This is a genomic window from Rhodococcus sp. IEGM 1307, assembly GCF_030056915.1.
GTDB classification, from domain to species: Bacteria; Actinomycetota; Actinomycetes; order Mycobacteriales; family Mycobacteriaceae; genus Rhodococcus_F; species Rhodococcus_F opacus_D.
Genome location: NZ_JASHKW010000019.1, coordinates 166,230 through 182,621, shown reverse-complemented (window position 1 = coordinate 182,621; position 16,392 = coordinate 166,230). Strand labels below are relative to the sequence as shown.

The following is a 16,392-nucleotide window of genomic DNA, read 5'->3' as shown; positions in this document are numbered from 1 at the left end:
CGTGGTGGAACTAGTGACAGGGAACTCCCAGGAGGTGGCGGCCGTCGTGCATCAATTCGTGCAGGTACATGCCACTTCGGGAGATCGCACCCTGGTCGAATCCGACCAGGTAGAGGGTGAGCAGAGCGAGCAGGACGACTCCGACGGCGATCAACACGATTCCGAGTGACTCGACGGACTTGCTCGGTGAGGAGACGTAAACCATGGCTACTCCTGGAGGAGTTCGGGTTCCACGATCTTCGGGTTTTACGATCATCGAACCGCCGATTGTCCGGGCATCGCGACGAGCGCCCCTTGCTCAGCGGCACGATCGATACGACGTTACTCCCGCCGTGTCGATCCCATCACCGTACCGTTCGGTCGAATCCGGCGTGCGGAAATGCAGCGCGGCGAACCAAGACAAACACCTGTCGAACCTGGCGGAACAGAATGCGCCAGCGATTCGTTCCACTGAACTGTGACGACACAGCAGAACACCGACGGCGACATCGAGATCGAGATCTGGTCCGACGTCGCCTGCCCCTGGTGCTACATCGGCAAGCACCGTTTCCTGTCGGCCCTCGCGGAGTTCGAGGGGCGCGACCGGGTGAACGTGGTGTGGCGGTCGTATCAGCTGTCGCCGGAGACGCCGGTGGGGGAACGGCGCAGTGAACTCGACGCCCTGGTGGAGAGCAAGGGTATGCCTGCCGAGCAGGTCCGTCAGATGTTCGGTCACGTTGCGCGCACGGCGGCCGACGAAGGCCTGAGTCTCGACTTCGACACCGTGATCGCCGCCAATACCTTCGACGCCCACCGGTTGATCCACTTGGCGGGAGATCAGCGAGATACCGTGGTGGAGGCACTGTTCCGCGCCCACTTCGGTGAGGGGGCCGTGATCGACGACCGTGAGGTGCTCGTCGACATCGGGTCGCGTGCCGGGCTCGACGCCCACACCGTGCGCGCCGAACTCGAGTCCGATGCTGGTGCGGACGCGGTCCGCGCCGACCTCGAGGTCGCCCGTCGCCTGCAGGTGTCGGCGGTGCCGTTCTTCGTCGCCAACCGCCGCGTCGCCGTGTCCGGCGCGCAACCGAAGGACGTGTTCCTGCAGCTTCTGACGCAGGCGAGCGCGGCGCCGGTGAACTAGCGGCGCGTGAAGTACGGGTTGGCGTCGGGCCGGAACATGAGTGCCACCGCCGCGATCACCGCCACGAGATGGGTGAGCCGGGCGGTCGCGATCACCGCGACGTCGAGGGTCAGGCCGGAGACGGCGGACATCGAGTCGTTGCCGGCCCACATCCAGGCGATCGGTTCCATCACGAGCGAAGCGACACCGAACACGCCGAGACCGATCGCGAGGGTGTTCCGCGCCCACGCCCGGCCACTGCGGAATCGGGTCATGACGAACAGCACCGCGCCGTAGACGGCGACGCGGACCACGAGTTGTCGGGCGAGGCTGCCGACGTCGGCGTCGGGGCCCTCCAATGCCGTCGACGTGTGTGCGATGGCCTCGACCACGCCGGCGAACAGGGCGAGGCCGAGCAGCCAGTACGCGTGCTCGACCGGCTGCGGGACCGAGGGTGCAGTACGAGTGGTCATGTCCCCATGCTGGTATCGGCGACGTCGCGGCACATCACCCCGGAGAGTGGAGTCCACCCCTACCCGGGTATCGGTGCGACACGCTTGCCATCACCCCGCACCAGGGGCACATTGAAATGCACGTCGTCGGCAGGGAGGCACTGTGCGTGAGCAGACACGATCAGGAGATGCGTGGCCGGCGTTGAAGGTGGACGACTGGACGTCGACGCGGAACACCCTGCACATGTGGACGCAGATCGTCGGGAAGATCCGCTTGGCCCACGCACCGCTGATCAACCACTGGTGGCAGGTCCCGCTGTACGTGAGCCCCCGCGGTCTAACGACGTCGACGATTCCGTACGGCACCGACTGTTTCGACATCGAATTCGACTTCGCCGATCATCGACTGGTGATCCGCACCAGCACGGGCGGTACCGGGACGGTTGCCCTCGAACCGAAGTCGGTGGCCGAATTCTATGCCGAGACGATGGACACGCTGGCTGAGCTGGGTGTGGCGACGACCATTCTGGCCCGGCCCAACGAGGTGGACCCCGCCGTCCCGTTCGCGGAGGACACGCAGCACTGTTCGTACGACGGTGAGTCGGTGCACCAGTTCTGGCGGCAGCTTGTGCAGGCCGACCGCGTCCTGCACGAGTTCCGTTCCCATTTCATCGGGAAGGTCAGTCCCGTGCACTTCTTCTGGGGTGCGCTCGACCTGGCCTGTACGCGGTTCTCCGGACGAACAGCACCGACTCACCCTGGGGGAGCGCCGAACTGCGGGGACTGGGTGATGGTCGAGGGCTACTCGCACGAGCTGAGCAGTTGCGGTTTCTGGCCCGGCGGTGGCGTCGAAGGCGCGTTCTACGCGTACGCCTACCCGGAGCCGGACGGGTTCGCCGACTACCCGGTCGGGCCCGACGGAGCCTTCTACAGCAAGGAGAACGGGCAGTTCCTGCTGCCGTACGAGACCGTCCGCACCGCAGACGATCCCGATGCCGCACTGCTGAAGTTCCTGCACAGCACGTACGACGCGGCCGCCGAGCGGGGTGCCTGGGACCGGGCCGCCCTGGAGACGGACCCGGCCCGATGGGACAAATCCCGCTGACGCCCTGTGGGTCAGGCGGCGTTCGCCGGCGCGGGCGCCGTGGCCCGGGTGGCGCGCTCCGTGAGGAACGCGAATGCCAGTCCGAGAACCAGCCACAACGTGGCCTGCGTCGCGAGGGACGACAGCCGGAACTGCCACAGCAGCACTGCGGGGAAGTCGTCGCCCACTTCGTTGACGGTGGGCAGCACGAGGTAGCCGATGGTCACCACCACGAGGAAGGCGAGAACCGGCGCCGCGATTCGCACCGACAGGAATTCCTGCGCTGCGACGGCCTTCGCCGCGAAGACGGAGGCCACCACCGCGAGCAGACCCAGGACGACGGCGGCGAGCCACAGCCAGGTGCGCTGAGTGATCGTTTCGGGGTCTCCGACAGCCGGCGGGTTGGCGGGGTACTTGAAGAACGGCACCGCCTCGATTGCCAACCAGCCCAATGTGGCCAATGTCAGACCGAGCAGCGGTCCGGACAGCGTCGTCACTCGACGTGCGTAATTCGCGACGACGGCGAAGATCGCTCCCAGAGCCAGGCCCGCGAGGGACGTGGCGAGGAACAGCCCGAAGCGCTGTCCGTCACGGCTGACCAGTGCGTCTTCCTCGTCGTGCGAGTGCCCGGCCGGCTCGGCTGCCTGAGTGGCGTCGTGCGAGTGGACTTCGGCTTCGGCAGCGCTGTTCGACTCTTCGATCGCGATGGCCGCATCGATGTGCGACTCACCGAGGACGAACGCGACACCACCGGCCAGGATGCCTGCGATCAGGCCGGCCAGCAGACCGCGGATGAGGAGTTTCGCGAGGGAATCGGTCAGTGGCATGGCAGACCCAGGAGGTGGCGGCCGTCGTGCATCAGTTCATGCATGTACATGCCACTGCGCGAAATCGCGCCCTGGTCGAAACCAACGAGGTAAAGAGCGAGCATCGCGAACAGAACGATCGCGAAAGAGATGACGGCGAGACGGGTCGTGTCGACCGACGAGCCGGGTGCGTAGGCGAGTGCCATAGTTCCTCCTGGGATTTCGCGTCCCCTAGGTCCAGGCGATGGCCGCAGTATCTGGCTGTCGAGGTGGCTCCCGTGAAGGACTACTCCGATTTACAGTGGCGCGACCGCTCCGGGATTGCACCGGATTCCTGCCGAACCATCGCTTTGTCCTGCGAACTTTTGCACCCGGCGGGCCGTCGTGTCAATCCTCCCGCTCGGCCCCGTCTCTCAGCCCTTGTTCGCTGCCGCGACGTCGAGAACGACCTCGAACTCGAGCAGCGAAGCTCCGGACGCCACCGGCTTCTTCTGCTCACCCGCGTGCGCTTCTCTGGCCGGACCGTCGCGCCACGCCGCGAATGCCTCTTCGCTCTCCCACTGGGTGACGACGAAGTAGCGGTTCTCGCCCTTGACGGGGCGCAGAAGCTGGAATCCGAGGAAGCCGGGGGAGTTCTCCACGGCGTGCGCGCGCGCTGCGAAGCGCTTCTCGAGTTCGGGGCCTGCACCCTCGGGGATTTCGATTGCGTTGATCTTCACCACTGCCATGCGGGCGAGATTACTCCGCTAGCGTCGGAGGGGTGGCAGGTGAGAGTGCGTTGCACGACGAGGGTGGAACGGGACAGCCGATTCTGCTACTGCACGGGCTGATGGGCAGCGCGCGGACCTGGGGGCGGCACGTGCCGTGGTTGCGTGAGCACGGCCACGTCTTCACGTTCGACGCCGCAGGTCACGGCAGGCCCGCACCGTCGCGGTTGACGACGGAAGCGTTCGTGAAAGACCTCGCCGCCGCACTCGCGCCCTTCGCCGAGCCGTGGGTGGTGATCGGCCATTCGATGGGCGCCCTGCACGCGTGGTGCCTGGCGGCCGAACACCCCGCGAAGGTGTCGGCGCTTGTGCTCGAAGACATGGCCCCCGACTTCCGGGGCCGGACCGCCGCGGACTGGGCGGCGATGATCTCGAAATGGCCACAGCCGTTCGCGACGCGGGAGGACCTCTTCGAGTTCTTCGGTCCGGTTGCCGGACAGTACTTCCTGGACTCGTTCGAGAAACGCGCCGACGGCTGGTATCTGCACGGGGACGTCGACACGTTCCGTGACATCTCCGAGGAGTGGGGTGGCAGGCACTTCTGGGACCAGTGGGCGTCGATCACCGTTCCGGCCCTGCTGATCGAAGGGGAGTTCACGATCACCCCCGACGGTCAGATGCGGACCATGGCGGAGCGGCATCCCGGCGCCGAGTACGTCCGCATCGAGCAGGCCGGGCACCTCGTCCACGACGACCAGCCCGAGCAGTACCGGAAAGTGGTCGAGGAGTTCCTCGACGGGCTGGGCTGAGAGACACCTCGTCCGCTGCGCAGGAGAGTGTGTTCGTTTTTTTCGCTTTATGGTTGGGGTATGGCCGCTCTGATGAACCACACGGTGTTGCCGCCGGGCGCCGACGATGGGACCTTCTCACCGCGTTAAAGTATGTTATCGCTGGTCAGGATGATGTGACGATCTCGACTCCGGAGGGTTCGGCGCCGTTGCCGGACAGTGTCCGGAGGCTGCTCGTCGACGCGGTCACGGCTCTGGATCGGGGGCAGGTGGTGACGGTGGAGCCGCATCGGACGGTGTTGACGACGCAGGAGGCCGCGGAACTGCTGGGCATTACCCCCCGACGTTGGTGCGGTTGCTGGAGGCCGGGAAGATTTCCTACTCGTCGCCGAGCAGGCACCAGCGGGTGGAGTTGGCGGACGTGCTGGCCTTTCGACAACACGAGCGCGCGCGACGCGGTCAGGTGTTCGAGGAGATGGCGCACGAGGAAACCCCAGACCCCGGCGACGCGTCTGACACCCTGCCCCTCGACCCGCGGATCGAGGGGCAGGGCAACCGGTGGCTGCCTGTCGGGTGGTTCTCGACGCGTGCGTCTGGCTTCCCCAGACCCTGAACAACCTGCTGCTGACGCTGGCCGATGCCGAGTTGTTCCGCCCTTCCGGAGCTGACCGACGAGCAGATCGACTCGTTGCCGCCCGAGGTGCGGCAGACGTACCGGCAGCCTCGTGCGGTGGATCCGGCCGAACTGGTGCGGTTCCTCGGGCATACAGATCTGGTGAATGCGGCGTGGGCATTCCTGATGCCGGTGTATGTGGACCGGGATCTGCTGTCGGTATGGCCGAACGTGGATCCCGACTTCCGGGCGGTACTCGCGCAGAAGTGGGTGCGTGACAACCACTATCAGATGACTGTTGACGGTTGGAATGGTGAGGCGGTTGAGGCGGCCCTCGCCGGGCCGCCGGATCATCCGCTGTGGGTGCATCTCGAGCGCGTGCATGTGCGGTCGTTTCGGGCGATGCTGCCAGATCCGGCGACGTGGGGAATCGGTTCAGCCACCAGGGTGGTCGCCCCGGGAGTCGAGGCGCTCTACGTACTCGAAGCCTCGGCGCTGGAGGGCGGTCTGTGGCAGCCGCACGATCCCCGGTACGTGTGCCCGGTCCTCATGCATCTCGTCGACAGGCGTTGGCTGGTGCGAAATCTGGGGTCGGAATCGGACCCTGCGATTACCACCTGAACCTACGTGGTGCGGGCGGGGGTGGATGGTTGCCAGCCCCTGGGTATCTATCGCGCGACGCGGTGAAACCTCACGCTGGTTGAACTCCCGGGAGTCCGGGAGTTCCACGTACTTGCTGTACTCCACGACCTATTCGAAGGCGCACATGTATTTCGACTTCCGTGACAAGCCCGACCGTCTCTGTGTCAAAGAAATGGTTCATGGCTACAACATATCCAGCTGCTTGTTCGTAGCCGTCGAGCTGGAGCTCGCCGATCTGCTGGCGGGGGGCCCAATGGCGCTTGCCGACCTCGCACAACGAAGCGGCACTGATCCCGATGCGCTGAAGCGGATCCTCCGCCTACTCATGAGCGCGGGGATCTTCTCCGTGGACGAGCAGGACAGATGCGCACTCACCCCGCGAGCCGAATTCTTGCGCAGGGATAATCCGGAATCGATCGCAAGCGAGGTGGAGCTCTTTGCCGGCGCAGAAACGTACCTGGCCTGGAGCGAGCTGCTCCAATGCGCACGTACGGGACAGACAGGATTCGGCCAGTTCTTCGGCAAATCCCTCTTCGAGTACCTGGCCGAGCACCCCGACTCCGCCCAGCGCTTCCATCTGGGCTGGCACGAGATCTCGGTCCGCGCCGGTCTCGAGACCGCGGAAGCGATCGATTTCACGGACAATCGGCACGTCGTCGATGTCGGCGGTGGCTACGGCATCGTGACCGCCCAGCTGTTGCGCAAACACGATCATCTGCGGGGCACGATTTACGACCTGGAGTTCTCGCTGGCCAGGGCCGGTCACACCTTGCGGGAATATGGCGTCGATGAGCGGTGTGGCATTGTGCCCGGCGACGGTTTCACAGAGGTGCCTGGCGGGGGCGATGTCCACCTGCTCAAGAGCGTTCTCCACACGATGAACGACGACGACTCGGTACGCGTCCTCACCAATTGCGCGAACGCACTCGCGCCCGGCGGCAGGATCCTGGTCCTGGAGCGGGTGATCAGCGGGGACGGCGAATACGTCTGGGGAAATGTGGTGGACGTCGCCATGCTGGTCATGACGGGCGGCCGGGAGCGCACGATTCAGGACTACGCGCGCCTATACGAGCGCGCAGGCCTCGGACTCACCGGCAGTACGCTCCTGCCCTGCGGCTTCAGCGTAATCGAGGGCCGGAAGTGAGACCGGCCGGACGAGCGAGACCTCCGGGAATCAGCGGACCTCGAGGAGCTGGGTCGGCATGGCTCACATTTTGATCGTCGGCGGACATGACGAGACTTTCCGAATGATCGAAGATCTACCGGTCGAGCTGACTGTGTTTCAGAATTCCGAATCGGTCACCGCGCGGCAGGCCAGGCGCGCCCACCGGCTGTGCGTATTCGACTACCGCAACCAGGCAGAGGCGCTCAGCATGGCGCAGGAGCTGCACGAGGTTGAACCCGTCGATGCCGTCGTGTCATTCACCGAGCACGGCCTCATGCCGGCCGCCGTGATCAAAGAGGCATTGGGCATCAAGGGCAATGCGCGGGAAGCCGTCCGGTTGACCCGCGACAAGATCGCCATGCGCGAGCACCTGGCCGGCCGTGATCTCGGAGCTGTGCTGACCCGAAGCTGCGATTCGGCCTCCGAGGTACGGAGCTTTCTTCAGTCAGTTGGCGGCCCGATCATCGTCAAGCCGGCTGAAGGTGCCGGCAGCTCCGGTGTTCTTCGCGTCTCCAGCCTTGACCAGGTCGAATCCGCATTCGCCTGCTCTCGCGGCGAGTACCCCGGGCCGACCCTGGTCGAAGAGTTCATCGACGGCCCCGAATACAGCGTCGAATCCTTCACCACGGATGGCCGGCACGACATCATCGCGGTGACCGCAAAAACCACCACCGGCCCGCCACGGTATATCGAAACCGGTCATCTGATGCCGGCCGTGCTCGCGGCATCGGCCCTTGCCGAGCTCCGCGGTCTCGTCACCGATTTCCTCAGTTCGATCGGTCATTCCTTTGGGCCGGCCCATACCGAAGTGCGTATCGGTTCGGCCGGGCCACGGATCATCGAGGGCAATACCCGTCCTGGAGGCGATTTCATTTGGGAGCTGGTGCACCGTGCGATGGGTCGCGATCTGGTCCGGGAGTCGATCTGTCATCTTGCCGGGCTGCCGCCGCAATCGCGAGCACCCGGGCGCGGTGCAGGCTGCGTCGCATTCTTTGGTTACGAGAATGTGGTGATCGAACGCGTGCAGGGCATCGAAGCCGCGCGTCAGGCCGAGGGGGTCATCCGGTTGCAGTGTTCTCTCGAACCAGGGCAACACCTCGGTCCGCTCCGGTCCTCTGCGGATCGTCAAGGTGTCATAGTCGCGGTCGGCACTGATCTCGTGGACGCCGAGCGCCGGTTGGCTGAGGCACAGGATCGGATTCGGGTGGAGACGAGCGCGCTCCCGCACTGACCGGGCAGATTCACGTTCTGCCCGGTCAGCCAGGTGTGGGGCATTGCGTGGGCTGCTCAATCGGTACGACTTGCACGGTCGTCAGGATTTCGCGAATGAGTGAAGTCACTTCAGAGCTCGACCGGCCGGCGACGATGCCGCTGACGGGCAATTCGAAATCGAAATAGCTCACGGTCTCCGGAAGAGAAGCGCCCGCGTCCAGCTCCTTCCATCGGACAACGTCTGGGTGGGCCTGAAACCGTTCTCCACCCGATATCGCGCAATACCGCGACGGAAGCAGGTGACCCGGGAACATGAAATCCCCGTAGACCGTACTGCTCGCCGTACTTTCGAACCACCGTTTCAGTGGATTGATTTCGAGAGGTGACCAATCGAGGTTGCAGGCCAAACCGGCCGCGACCAAGTCGATGCCTGTGGCAAGCCGGAATGTCTCCTTGATATGTCCGCCGCCAGGGCGGGCGCCGACCTCCAGGAAAACCATTCCATCTGCGGCCTCGATCATTTCGAGATGGAATGGGCCATTGTCGATACCCACGGCCCGAAGGTACTCGACCGCTACCTTGCAACGCCCACCGTCGTCGTCGACTTGAATCGATCCCTGCGGAACTCCCTGGGCAAACTCGAGGCAAGTGCCCAGATATCTGCTGGCGACGATCGCCACCGGCGCACCGGCAAGCATCACGCCATCGAAGTGGAAGATCGGCCCCTCCACATATTCTTCGAGCTGGAAGCGTTCCGGATCCCAGTCCTCCAGACCTGTAGGGTGGTTGAGAATCGCAGTGCCGGCGTCAGCGTAGGTGGCGAAAACGAAAACATCCTTGCTGGCGGTTCCATCGAGTGGTTTGAGCACCGTCTTCCCAGCCCAGGGAGTGACATCGGCGGACGAAGCGGTGAGCGCTTCATCGCAGCGAACAAATCTGGGCACGCGAAGTCCGCATCCTGCGACTGCGGCTTTCATCGCTACCTTGTCGTTCACGATGTGGACCTGCTCCGGTGATACTCCTTCTATTCCGAGGCTCCGTCTTATCTGCGCTGCCTCCATCATCTCGTACTGGGAGACGCTGATGACTCGGTCGAAGACATCGTCGGGGGAGAACAGGGTGCGAACTTCCTCGGCCAGACCTGCTCGACCCGGGCGTTCAACCCTCGTGCAAGGAAGGTCGGGCGGCACGGTCGCAAGTTGCGCGCTCGAGCCCACGTAGACGACATCGTGAATTCCATGGTCGATTACACGATGGTATTCGATGAAGGAATACGGAACGCGATGGAGAATGAGCAGTTTCATTCAGAAGACCCCGCTGGATGGAATATCGTTCGGCGAAATGGACTTTCACCTTCCAGTACTATCCCGGGCCGACGGCCGTGAAGCTAGGAACCCTGGGGGGAAGGATGACCCACCTTGCTTGGTCGTCATCGGATCGCGGACCGGCCGTTGGTCAAGTGCCGATACTCGGTTGCAATCGCATCGACCACTGCGGACTTCGCATACCGGATCTCGTCGATGCCGGAAACCTCCATGATTTCGATCGCAGTCCCGCACAGAAATGCGGCGTCGAACGATCCGATCTCGCCGTAGGCGATGTCGCGTTCCGTTACCGAGAGCTTCAGTCGCGGACACAGCTCATCGATTATCACCCTTCGGGTAATCCCGTCGAGGGCCAATTCGGCAGTCGGCGTGAACAATGCGTTTCCCTTGACGAAGAACACGTTCGAGCCGCTCGACTCGCACACAGCGTCGGCTGTCGAGAGGAAGAGCACATCATCGTAGCCGTCGGCCCGCCCGCGGTGGCTCAAGTAGCTCAACGCGTAGGTAGACGACGTTTTCGCCTGATACGGGTGGCACGAGGCGGGTGCACGCCGCCACGTTGCCGTCGAGAGCCGATATTGCTCCGCGGCCGAATTCGAAGGAAAGGGCAGGGCAAACAGGACCACCTTGCTGGAAGAGCCCTGCGCCTTGAAACTCACATCGGTGTCGTCATAGAAGACCAAGCACTTGATGTACGCATCGGCCAGATCGTTGGCCCTCACCAATTCGTGGCAGGCGTCGGCCAAGTCCGCATTCGAATAGTGCACGGTGTGCCCGAACAACTCGGCGGACCGCCGCAACCTCGCTATGTGGTCGTCGCATTTGAAGATGCTGCCGCCGTACGTGCGGATACCGTCGAACACCGACGTGGCATACGACAACCCATGGGTGGCAGGTGACAGGATCACCTCGTCGAATCGCACGCATCTTCCATCTGCCCAGGCTATTTCGCTGATCATCTCAGTCTCCATGTCGCGATCTCGCGTAGTTCTGCATCGCCTGTGTACGCTGTGTGTTGACCGGAATCAGCCAGTTGTCCAGGTTGACAATGTGAATTGCGCCCACCCGGACCTTCGCGTCGATGGCGCCTCGGCCGAGACAGACGTCCGCGAAACCCAGCCGGTCCGCGAAATGATACATTTGGTAGTAGTCGGCGATATACAGATTCAACCCACGCGGAATTCGGTCATGATCCAGTCCCCGAACGAGTTTCGTAAACACGCCACGGTGATCGTCGGCGTAGCTCAGTGATCCGGCCAACGGAGTATTCGAATACTTGTCGTAGTCCAGCTTCACGAAGTATTTCTCACCTTCGGACGAGCGTGCCAGCATACGCAGCACATCGCTCGTATAGAGGTTCTTGGCGTGTCCGTACTTGGCCACATTCATGGCCTGAAGGCAGGCGAAATCGCGCAGGACCCGATTGTCTTCTGCCACGTCCGAGAGACGGTGTATCTCGGTTGTGCACGCCGCTTCGGCCTTCCTCGTGATCCTGACGATTGATTTGTATTGGCTGGGTCCTACCGCGGTTCGCAGGGCGAGGTCCACACTTCGCGAAGACCGGAAGAATGCAGCCTTCATGAATGGAACTGCAATGACGTCGGCGCGCCGACGGCGATCGGATCTGCGAAGGGAAGGGACCAACAACCAGTCGGCGGTTGACGCCAGGCTCGACAACTCCGCCAATGTCCGATCGTCGGGCTCGTCACACACGGGCATGTAGAAGTATCCGGGTGCGACGTACGCTCGCTCGTGATGCAGGGTGTCATTGCTGCTCACGCTGCCCTGGAGTACCGCGTTCCAGTGCGCGATGTTCCGCAGCGGAAGTTGTGGCCGTGGAACGTTGTGACTGTTACAGAACGCATCGCGTTGGGGCAGCCATTCCATGGTCTTCCTCCTTTCCATTCCAGTTCCGATCGGCTGTCGTGTGCGACTGGCCAGAATTCTCGAGGAGGCGTCGCTCGCCGTTGAAGTGGAAGACTCGGTTGGCAAGTTCGGTCAGCCCGGGATTGTGCGTGATGATGAAGAAGAGCGTGTCCGGCAAGGCAGAGATCACGGCCTGCAATATCGAGATCTCCGCTGTTGTACTCAACTCGGAAGTCGCTTCGTCGAGAATTGCGACCGCCGGGCGATTGATCAACAGGTCGAGGAGCGCCAGCCGCTGCAGTTCCGTCTTGCTCAGATTCAACTGACCGGTGGCAGGGACGGGCTCGTCGAATCCGGACGGTAGTCGCCCGACGACGTCTGCCACGTCGAGATAGTCGACGACGCGAGCCAATTCGAGCGGTAACGGGCTGTTGAAGTGTTCGATCAATCTGCCTGGCTTGAAGATCGGACTCGACGTCAGGAGGAGGATGTCTTCGGCGTGGGAATTCGAGACGTATCCCGTCGTCCGGCCCAATGTAGAGAGGACGCCTGTTGTCGGCTGCAGTCTGCCCACAACCAGCTTCGCAAATGTCGACTTACCGACCCCGCTCGGGCCCATGACGACCACGACGTCTCGGCTGGCAAAGGACTCGGAAAGCTCTTCCAGTAGCACCGCCCCGGTGTGCGGCGCGACGTACGTTACCTCCGAAAATGATACGAGCGCTGCGTCTTCAACTGCTGAGCCGGTCCAGCACGGCGCCGGGCAGGTCGGAGGCGTGAGGAGACGATCCGCGCTGTCGAGAACCTGTCTGAGGTCCACCAGGCAACGGCCCACTCGGGCGAAAACAGCGATGAGGCTGTACGAGAGACTGAGCGCGAGAACACCGCTGAGGCCGGGTCCGCCGCCGGCCTGGACAAACACGCTTGAACCGACGACGACCGACAGGAAGAGCACACCCATCAAATCGAGCTTGTAATTGAACCAGCGGCGCGCGCCCGCATTGTCCATCGAAGCGAAGGCGCGATTCATCAAACTCTTGTTCAGCCAATTGACGAGGGCCGAATTGTCGCGTGCCAAGTCGAATCTCGCTGAGCTCCAGGTAATGGCCTCGACCCGCTCCAACACGGTCGACGTCGTCCCGATCTCTCTATCGTTGAAGTCCTGCAGTCGCCTTCCCGATCGCTTCGAACTGTGCCAGTAGGCGAAGCACATCCCGACAAGGGGCAGCAGGACGAAAATGTTCTTGCTCAAAACGAAGGCGGCGGTCGTGAGCAGCAATGTAACCGCACCCAGCGTATTCAGAAGTACTTCTGGCAGAAGTTCGTCGATACGTCGTTGATCCCAAGTCAGTTTGCTCTGATAGTCCTGATCGACCTCGTCGAAGGCCGGCCTGGAGGGCTTTGGACTCATGACGGTCGAGAAGTAATTCCGACAGTTTCGGGATGCCGCCACGATGCTGCGTTTGACTATGAACAGGGAGGTGAAAATCGACAGGAGGGCCCCGGCGGACAGTGCGGCGATGAGGGTTGTCGCTGCTGTCCGCGCATTCGTGGTCGAAATTCCGCTGGCAGCTGTGTAGTCACCGACAATCGTCAGAACGTCGCGGCACGCAAACAGGACGCACGCGACAACCGCGACCTTCGCGACGCCCAGGCTCATCAGACTGCGGCGTGACGAAGTCGAGAACTCCGCTCGGTCCACGCCCTGGGAAGAGCCAGCGACCGAACGATCCTCCTGAGCGAGATACCTTTTGCGTTCTCGAGCAGGATTTGCCGCACGTGGTGTGAGGTTTCGCATCACCTCCACGACTTCGCCTCCGGCCACTACCCATATCTCGTCTGCAGCATCTTTTTCATCGGGCTTGTCCGTTGCATAAATGACCGTGGTGTCGTGCCACGGCCCGCGCAGAAGGGAGGCCAACAGCCCATTCGCCAGGTCGTCGTCCAGCCCTGCTGTGGGCTGATCCAGGTAAACGAACTTCGGTTCGGCCAATATTGCCCGTGCCAGTTCCAGCCGCTTCCCCTGCCCGCGGGACACGTTCCAGCCCTCGTTCCGGTCGCGTGACTTGCTCGAGAGGTAGTCGCCGTAGAAGGTTCCGGGAAGTCGGGACAGTGTCAAGGCTCGACGGGCCTCGTCGTCGGTAAATTCGCTTCGATAGAGACACAAATTCTCGTAGAGCCCGCCAGGGAATATCCACGGTTCATCCGGTACGAAGAACGTTTTGCTGTTCACCTGGCTGCTGTGGCGTGCACCGATTTTCAGAACGGATGTCTTGCCACTGCCTGCGGCGCCGACGACGGCGATGTGCTTCGCCGTTGTTGCCGGTAGGCGCGTTGCGGTCGTATCGGTGTCCAGCGAGTGCGGACTGGATAGGTACTTCGCAACGTTGGTGTGCCCGACAATGCCCTGGGACAGACTCTGAACAATGAAGGGGATATTGTTGGCGACGGATTTCAAGCCTCCGACCAGCGCCATTGTGGACAGCAGGCCTGCTGGATCGACGTAACCAACGTGGGCCAGCTGGGTGAACACCGCGGCAAGCATGGCAACGATCGGAGTGAGTGTCGATATGAGGTTGATCCGCGCGATGAGACGCGCCGCTTTCAGGAGCGCGCGCTCCTCGCCATCTCGCTTGTCGGCATAGCGCCGAAACAGTTCGTCGTTCCAGTTCTTGAGCCACGCGAGCAGGCGATTGTTCAGCGAAAACAGGCCGACTTCGATGCGATCTGCCGCCGTCACCGTCAGTGCAGCGTGCGCGGCATTCAATTGTTTGGCGTTCCAGTAGATCACCGCGGAACTGACGAGAATCACCGACAGTGCCGCCAGAGCGCTCAGTCCCAACGCCACGAAGAAGTACGCGGAGGTAAAGGTGATAGTTGCGAGTGCCAGAATGATGAAAATGAGTCCCGACCACGCATTTTCGACGCGTGCTGCCTCCCGGTCCAGAAGCGTGACCAGGTCGGCCGGTTGGTCGGAAGGGGCAATGCTGCGTTTCTTGTGCAGCAGCCTTTGTTCGATGTATGTCCGGGCTCCGATGCCTACCACGTCGGCTTGCATGAAGGTGTGATTCAATGCAAGCCACGCCAAGTAGGTCAGCACGATGCAGGTGATACCAAGCGTGAGGTTCGTCGTGAGTGCTGAATCGCCGGTGACGAGGTGCTGGATCAGCGATTTCAGCGTGATCGCAGCACCAAAGGCGCATCCTGCATTGACCGCGATGGCCACGAGCCCGAGCATGATGTCACGACGAAGTCCGCCGAAGACGGATCTGCTCAGTCGCTCGCCTCGGAGCGCGTTAACGCTGTCCCGCTGCGCCGCGTCACACCACCGCTGCCATCTGGCAAGGTGCGAGGCGTTGGGCACAGGGTCGAGTCGAGTTCGGGGTTTGGGAACCTCGAACCAGACGACTTTCCTGAGGACGCTCAGCATGTGGAGTACGTGGGGACCGCCGTGTCGGCCAGGGCGAGCGACGCGATTCTGTCGCACAATTGCGTGATCATCTTCCATCCCTCGGCGAGTGCTTCGCGGAGTTCTCGAATCTCGGCCGGCGTTGCGCGATCGAGCAGATCGATCCCCATACTCACGTGCTGGCCGTCGTCTTCTCCGTGTTCTTGGAAGTGCGGAATTGCCGGAAACACTCGCGCCGCTTCCCGGTGCCAGATTTCGCCACTACCTTCAAGCACCACATGCATCAGCAGAGTGCGCACCATGTCGCTCCGGTACAGCATTTGATGCCTGAACCACTCCATTGTCGATACGAACGTCTCATCGGTGACCGGCACGTGCGCTGATCCCCGTTGGTTGCGCAGGTTGTCGTTATGGCCCAGTTCCTCGACCAGATGGTCGAGCGCCACCTGCTTGTGCGCCGTATCGGTAGTCATCGCGACACGCAGGTGCAGCAGGTCCTGAAACACGTCCGACCAGGTCTGCTGGCAGTCGAGCAGCCGTTCCCGAACGTGGGGGTCGTCGAACGAGGGGTCATCGATCAGCCGCAACAGGCTGCTGGTACCAAATTGCTGCAGGTACTTCTCGTTGTCCGCCAGGAGCACAGCCGCCCGATTCGGTACCTCGCCTGCAAACACCGCGTTGGGCTTCGCGGCGTCCTCGTAGAGTGCCTTGCCGTTGAACTGGATCGAGAGCGCCCAGAAACCGTCCCGGGTTCCTTCGAAGCCGTGCCAGGAGTCGCCGGGGACGAGGATCATGTCTCCCGCACCGACCTCCTGCTCAGCACTGCCCATCGTTCGTCCGGAACCCTCGCAGATCAGGATCAGACTGGGCTCCGGGTGCTTGTGCACCGCCAGCACCTCACCGCACTCCAACCTGACCCAGCTGATCGCCAAATTGCTGGAAGCAGGAATGAATTGCGCCAACTGAGGGTGTTGGCTGAATATCTTGACGACACCCAGGTTGTGGACGCTCCCGCCGACAACGGCTTCGTTGATCGTCTCGAGTGCGCTTCTGGCGATTATGTGCATAGATTTCTTCCTTCTGTGGGATCGACCTGCCTCGAGTTCTGTATCGCTCCCAATCCTGGGCACGTGCCTGCGGGCGGAACAGGCACCCCAGGGTTGAAAACGTCACCCCCCCAGCGGAAAGGGTGTCGAGAAGTCTCCCTAGGGTGTCTATCCG

General features: G+C 62.6%; 17 protein-coding genes and 1 riboswitch. Of the genes, 7 read left to right on the top strand and 10 right to left on the bottom strand.

Annotated elements, in window-relative coordinates:
* Positions 1–10 precede the first annotated feature (10 nt).
* Positions 11–205: a CbtB domain-containing protein gene (locus QM841_RS31245; RefSeq protein ID WP_005244942.1), complete on the bottom strand. Its 195-nt coding sequence runs from the start codon at positions 203–205 to the stop codon at positions 11–13.
* Between the two features lie 252 nt (positions 206–457).
* Here QM841_RS31245 and QM841_RS31240 point away from each other — a divergent pair, with 252 nt between their 5' ends.
* Positions 458–1,123: a DsbA family oxidoreductase gene (locus tag QM841_RS31240; RefSeq protein WP_283334961.1), complete on the top strand. Its 666-nt coding sequence runs from the start codon at positions 458–460 to the stop codon at positions 1,121–1,123.
* Here the strand turns inward: QM841_RS31240 and QM841_RS31235 are convergent.
* Positions 1,120–1,575: a hypothetical protein gene (locus QM841_RS31235; protein ID WP_283334960.1), complete on the bottom strand. Its 456-nt coding sequence runs from the start codon at positions 1,573–1,575 to the stop codon at positions 1,120–1,122. The two genes, QM841_RS31240 and QM841_RS31235, sit on opposite strands and share 4 nt — an antisense overlap.
* A gap of 142 nt (positions 1,576–1,717) precedes the next feature.
* On the opposite strand from QM841_RS31235, the gene QM841_RS31230 reads away from it, so the two are divergent.
* Positions 1,718–2,659: a DUF5996 family protein gene (locus QM841_RS31230; protein ID WP_283334959.1), complete on the top strand. Its 942-nt coding sequence runs from the start codon at positions 1,718–1,720 to the stop codon at positions 2,657–2,659.
* 11 nt (positions 2,660–2,670) lie between these two features.
* Here the strand turns inward: QM841_RS31230 and QM841_RS31225 are convergent, their stop codons facing one another.
* The 3 genes from QM841_RS31225 to QM841_RS31215 form a co-directional block, all read right to left on the bottom strand.
* The gene (locus tag QM841_RS31225) at positions 2,671–3,465 is read right to left on the bottom strand and encodes a CbtA family protein (RefSeq protein WP_283334958.1); all 795 of its coding nucleotides are present in this window, start codon (positions 3,463–3,465) and stop codon (positions 2,671–2,673) included.
* Positions 3,456–3,650 carry a CbtB domain-containing protein gene (locus QM841_RS31220; RefSeq protein ID WP_005244930.1) on the bottom strand — a complete coding sequence of 65 codons (195 nt, stop codon included), beginning with the start codon at positions 3,648–3,650 and terminating at the stop codon, positions 3,456–3,458. Before QM841_RS31220 ends, QM841_RS31225 begins: the two co-directional genes overlap by 10 nt.
* Before the next feature lie 23 nt (positions 3,651–3,673).
* Positions 3,674–3,806, bottom strand: a riboswitch (cobalamin riboswitch).
* A gap of 51 nt (positions 3,807–3,857) precedes the next feature.
* Positions 3,858–4,172: an antibiotic biosynthesis monooxygenase family protein gene (locus QM841_RS31215; RefSeq protein WP_005262175.1), complete on the bottom strand. Its 315-nt coding sequence runs from the start codon at positions 4,170–4,172 to the stop codon at positions 3,858–3,860.
* A 32-nt stretch (positions 4,173–4,204) separates the two neighbouring features.
* Here QM841_RS31215 and QM841_RS31210 point away from each other — a divergent pair, with 32 nt between their 5' ends.
* The 5 genes from QM841_RS31210 (at position 4,205) to QM841_RS31190 (ending at position 8,590) form a co-directional block, all read left to right on the top strand.
* Positions 4,205–4,960: an alpha/beta fold hydrolase gene (locus QM841_RS31210; RefSeq protein WP_283334957.1), complete on the top strand. Its 756-nt coding sequence runs from the start codon at positions 4,205–4,207 to the stop codon at positions 4,958–4,960.
* Positions 4,961–5,285: 325 nt separating this feature from the next.
* Complete coding sequence (locus QM841_RS31205; RefSeq protein ID WP_283334956.1) at positions 5,286–5,552, top strand: hypothetical protein; 267 nt, start codon at positions 5,286–5,288, stop codon at positions 5,550–5,552.
* Positions 5,553–5,576: 24 nt separating this feature from the next.
* On the top strand, positions 5,577–6,173 hold the full coding sequence (locus QM841_RS31200) for a hypothetical protein (RefSeq protein WP_283334955.1): 597 nt from the start codon (positions 5,577–5,579) through the stop codon (positions 6,171–6,173).
* A gap of 145 nt (positions 6,174–6,318) precedes the next feature.
* On the top strand, positions 6,319–7,338 hold the full coding sequence (locus tag QM841_RS31195) for a methyltransferase (RefSeq protein WP_280779109.1): 1,020 nt from the start codon (positions 6,319–6,321) through the stop codon (positions 7,336–7,338).
* A 58-nt stretch (positions 7,339–7,396) separates the two neighbouring features.
* Positions 7,397–8,590: an ATP-grasp domain-containing protein gene (locus QM841_RS31190; protein WP_283334954.1), complete on the top strand. Its 1,194-nt coding sequence runs from the start codon at positions 7,397–7,399 to the stop codon at positions 8,588–8,590.
* A gap of 25 nt (positions 8,591–8,615) precedes the next feature.
* Here QM841_RS31190 and QM841_RS31185 read toward each other — a convergent pair whose 3' ends face one another.
* The 5 genes from QM841_RS31185 to QM841_RS31165 all read right to left on the bottom strand — a co-directional run bounded on the left by QM841_RS31185 (position 8,616) and on the right by QM841_RS31165 (position 16,238).
* Complete coding sequence (locus QM841_RS31185) at positions 8,616–9,875, bottom strand: ATP-grasp domain-containing protein (protein ID WP_283334953.1); 1,260 nt, start codon at positions 9,873–9,875, stop codon at positions 8,616–8,618.
* A gap of 125 nt (positions 9,876–10,000) precedes the next feature.
* Positions 10,001–10,819, bottom strand: a complete 819-nt coding sequence (locus tag QM841_RS31180; protein ID WP_005262186.1) for an aminotransferase class IV — start codon at positions 10,817–10,819, stop codon at positions 10,001–10,003.
* Positions 10,820–10,856: 37 nt separating this feature from the next.
* Positions 10,857–11,783, bottom strand: coding sequence for a hypothetical protein (locus tag QM841_RS31175; RefSeq protein WP_283334952.1), 927 nt, complete (start codon positions 11,781–11,783; stop codon positions 10,857–10,859).
* Positions 11,749–15,192, bottom strand: a complete 3,444-nt coding sequence (locus QM841_RS31170) for an ATP-binding cassette domain-containing protein (RefSeq protein WP_349307433.1) — start codon at positions 15,190–15,192, stop codon at positions 11,749–11,751. The genes QM841_RS31175 and QM841_RS31170 overlap by 35 nt, the downstream gene beginning before the upstream one ends.
* Positions 15,186–16,238, bottom strand: a complete 1,053-nt coding sequence (locus QM841_RS31165; RefSeq protein ID WP_283334950.1) for a cupin domain-containing protein — start codon at positions 16,236–16,238, stop codon at positions 15,186–15,188. The genes QM841_RS31170 and QM841_RS31165 overlap by 7 nt, the downstream gene beginning before the upstream one ends.
* Between the last annotated feature and the right edge of the window lie 154 nt (positions 16,239–16,392).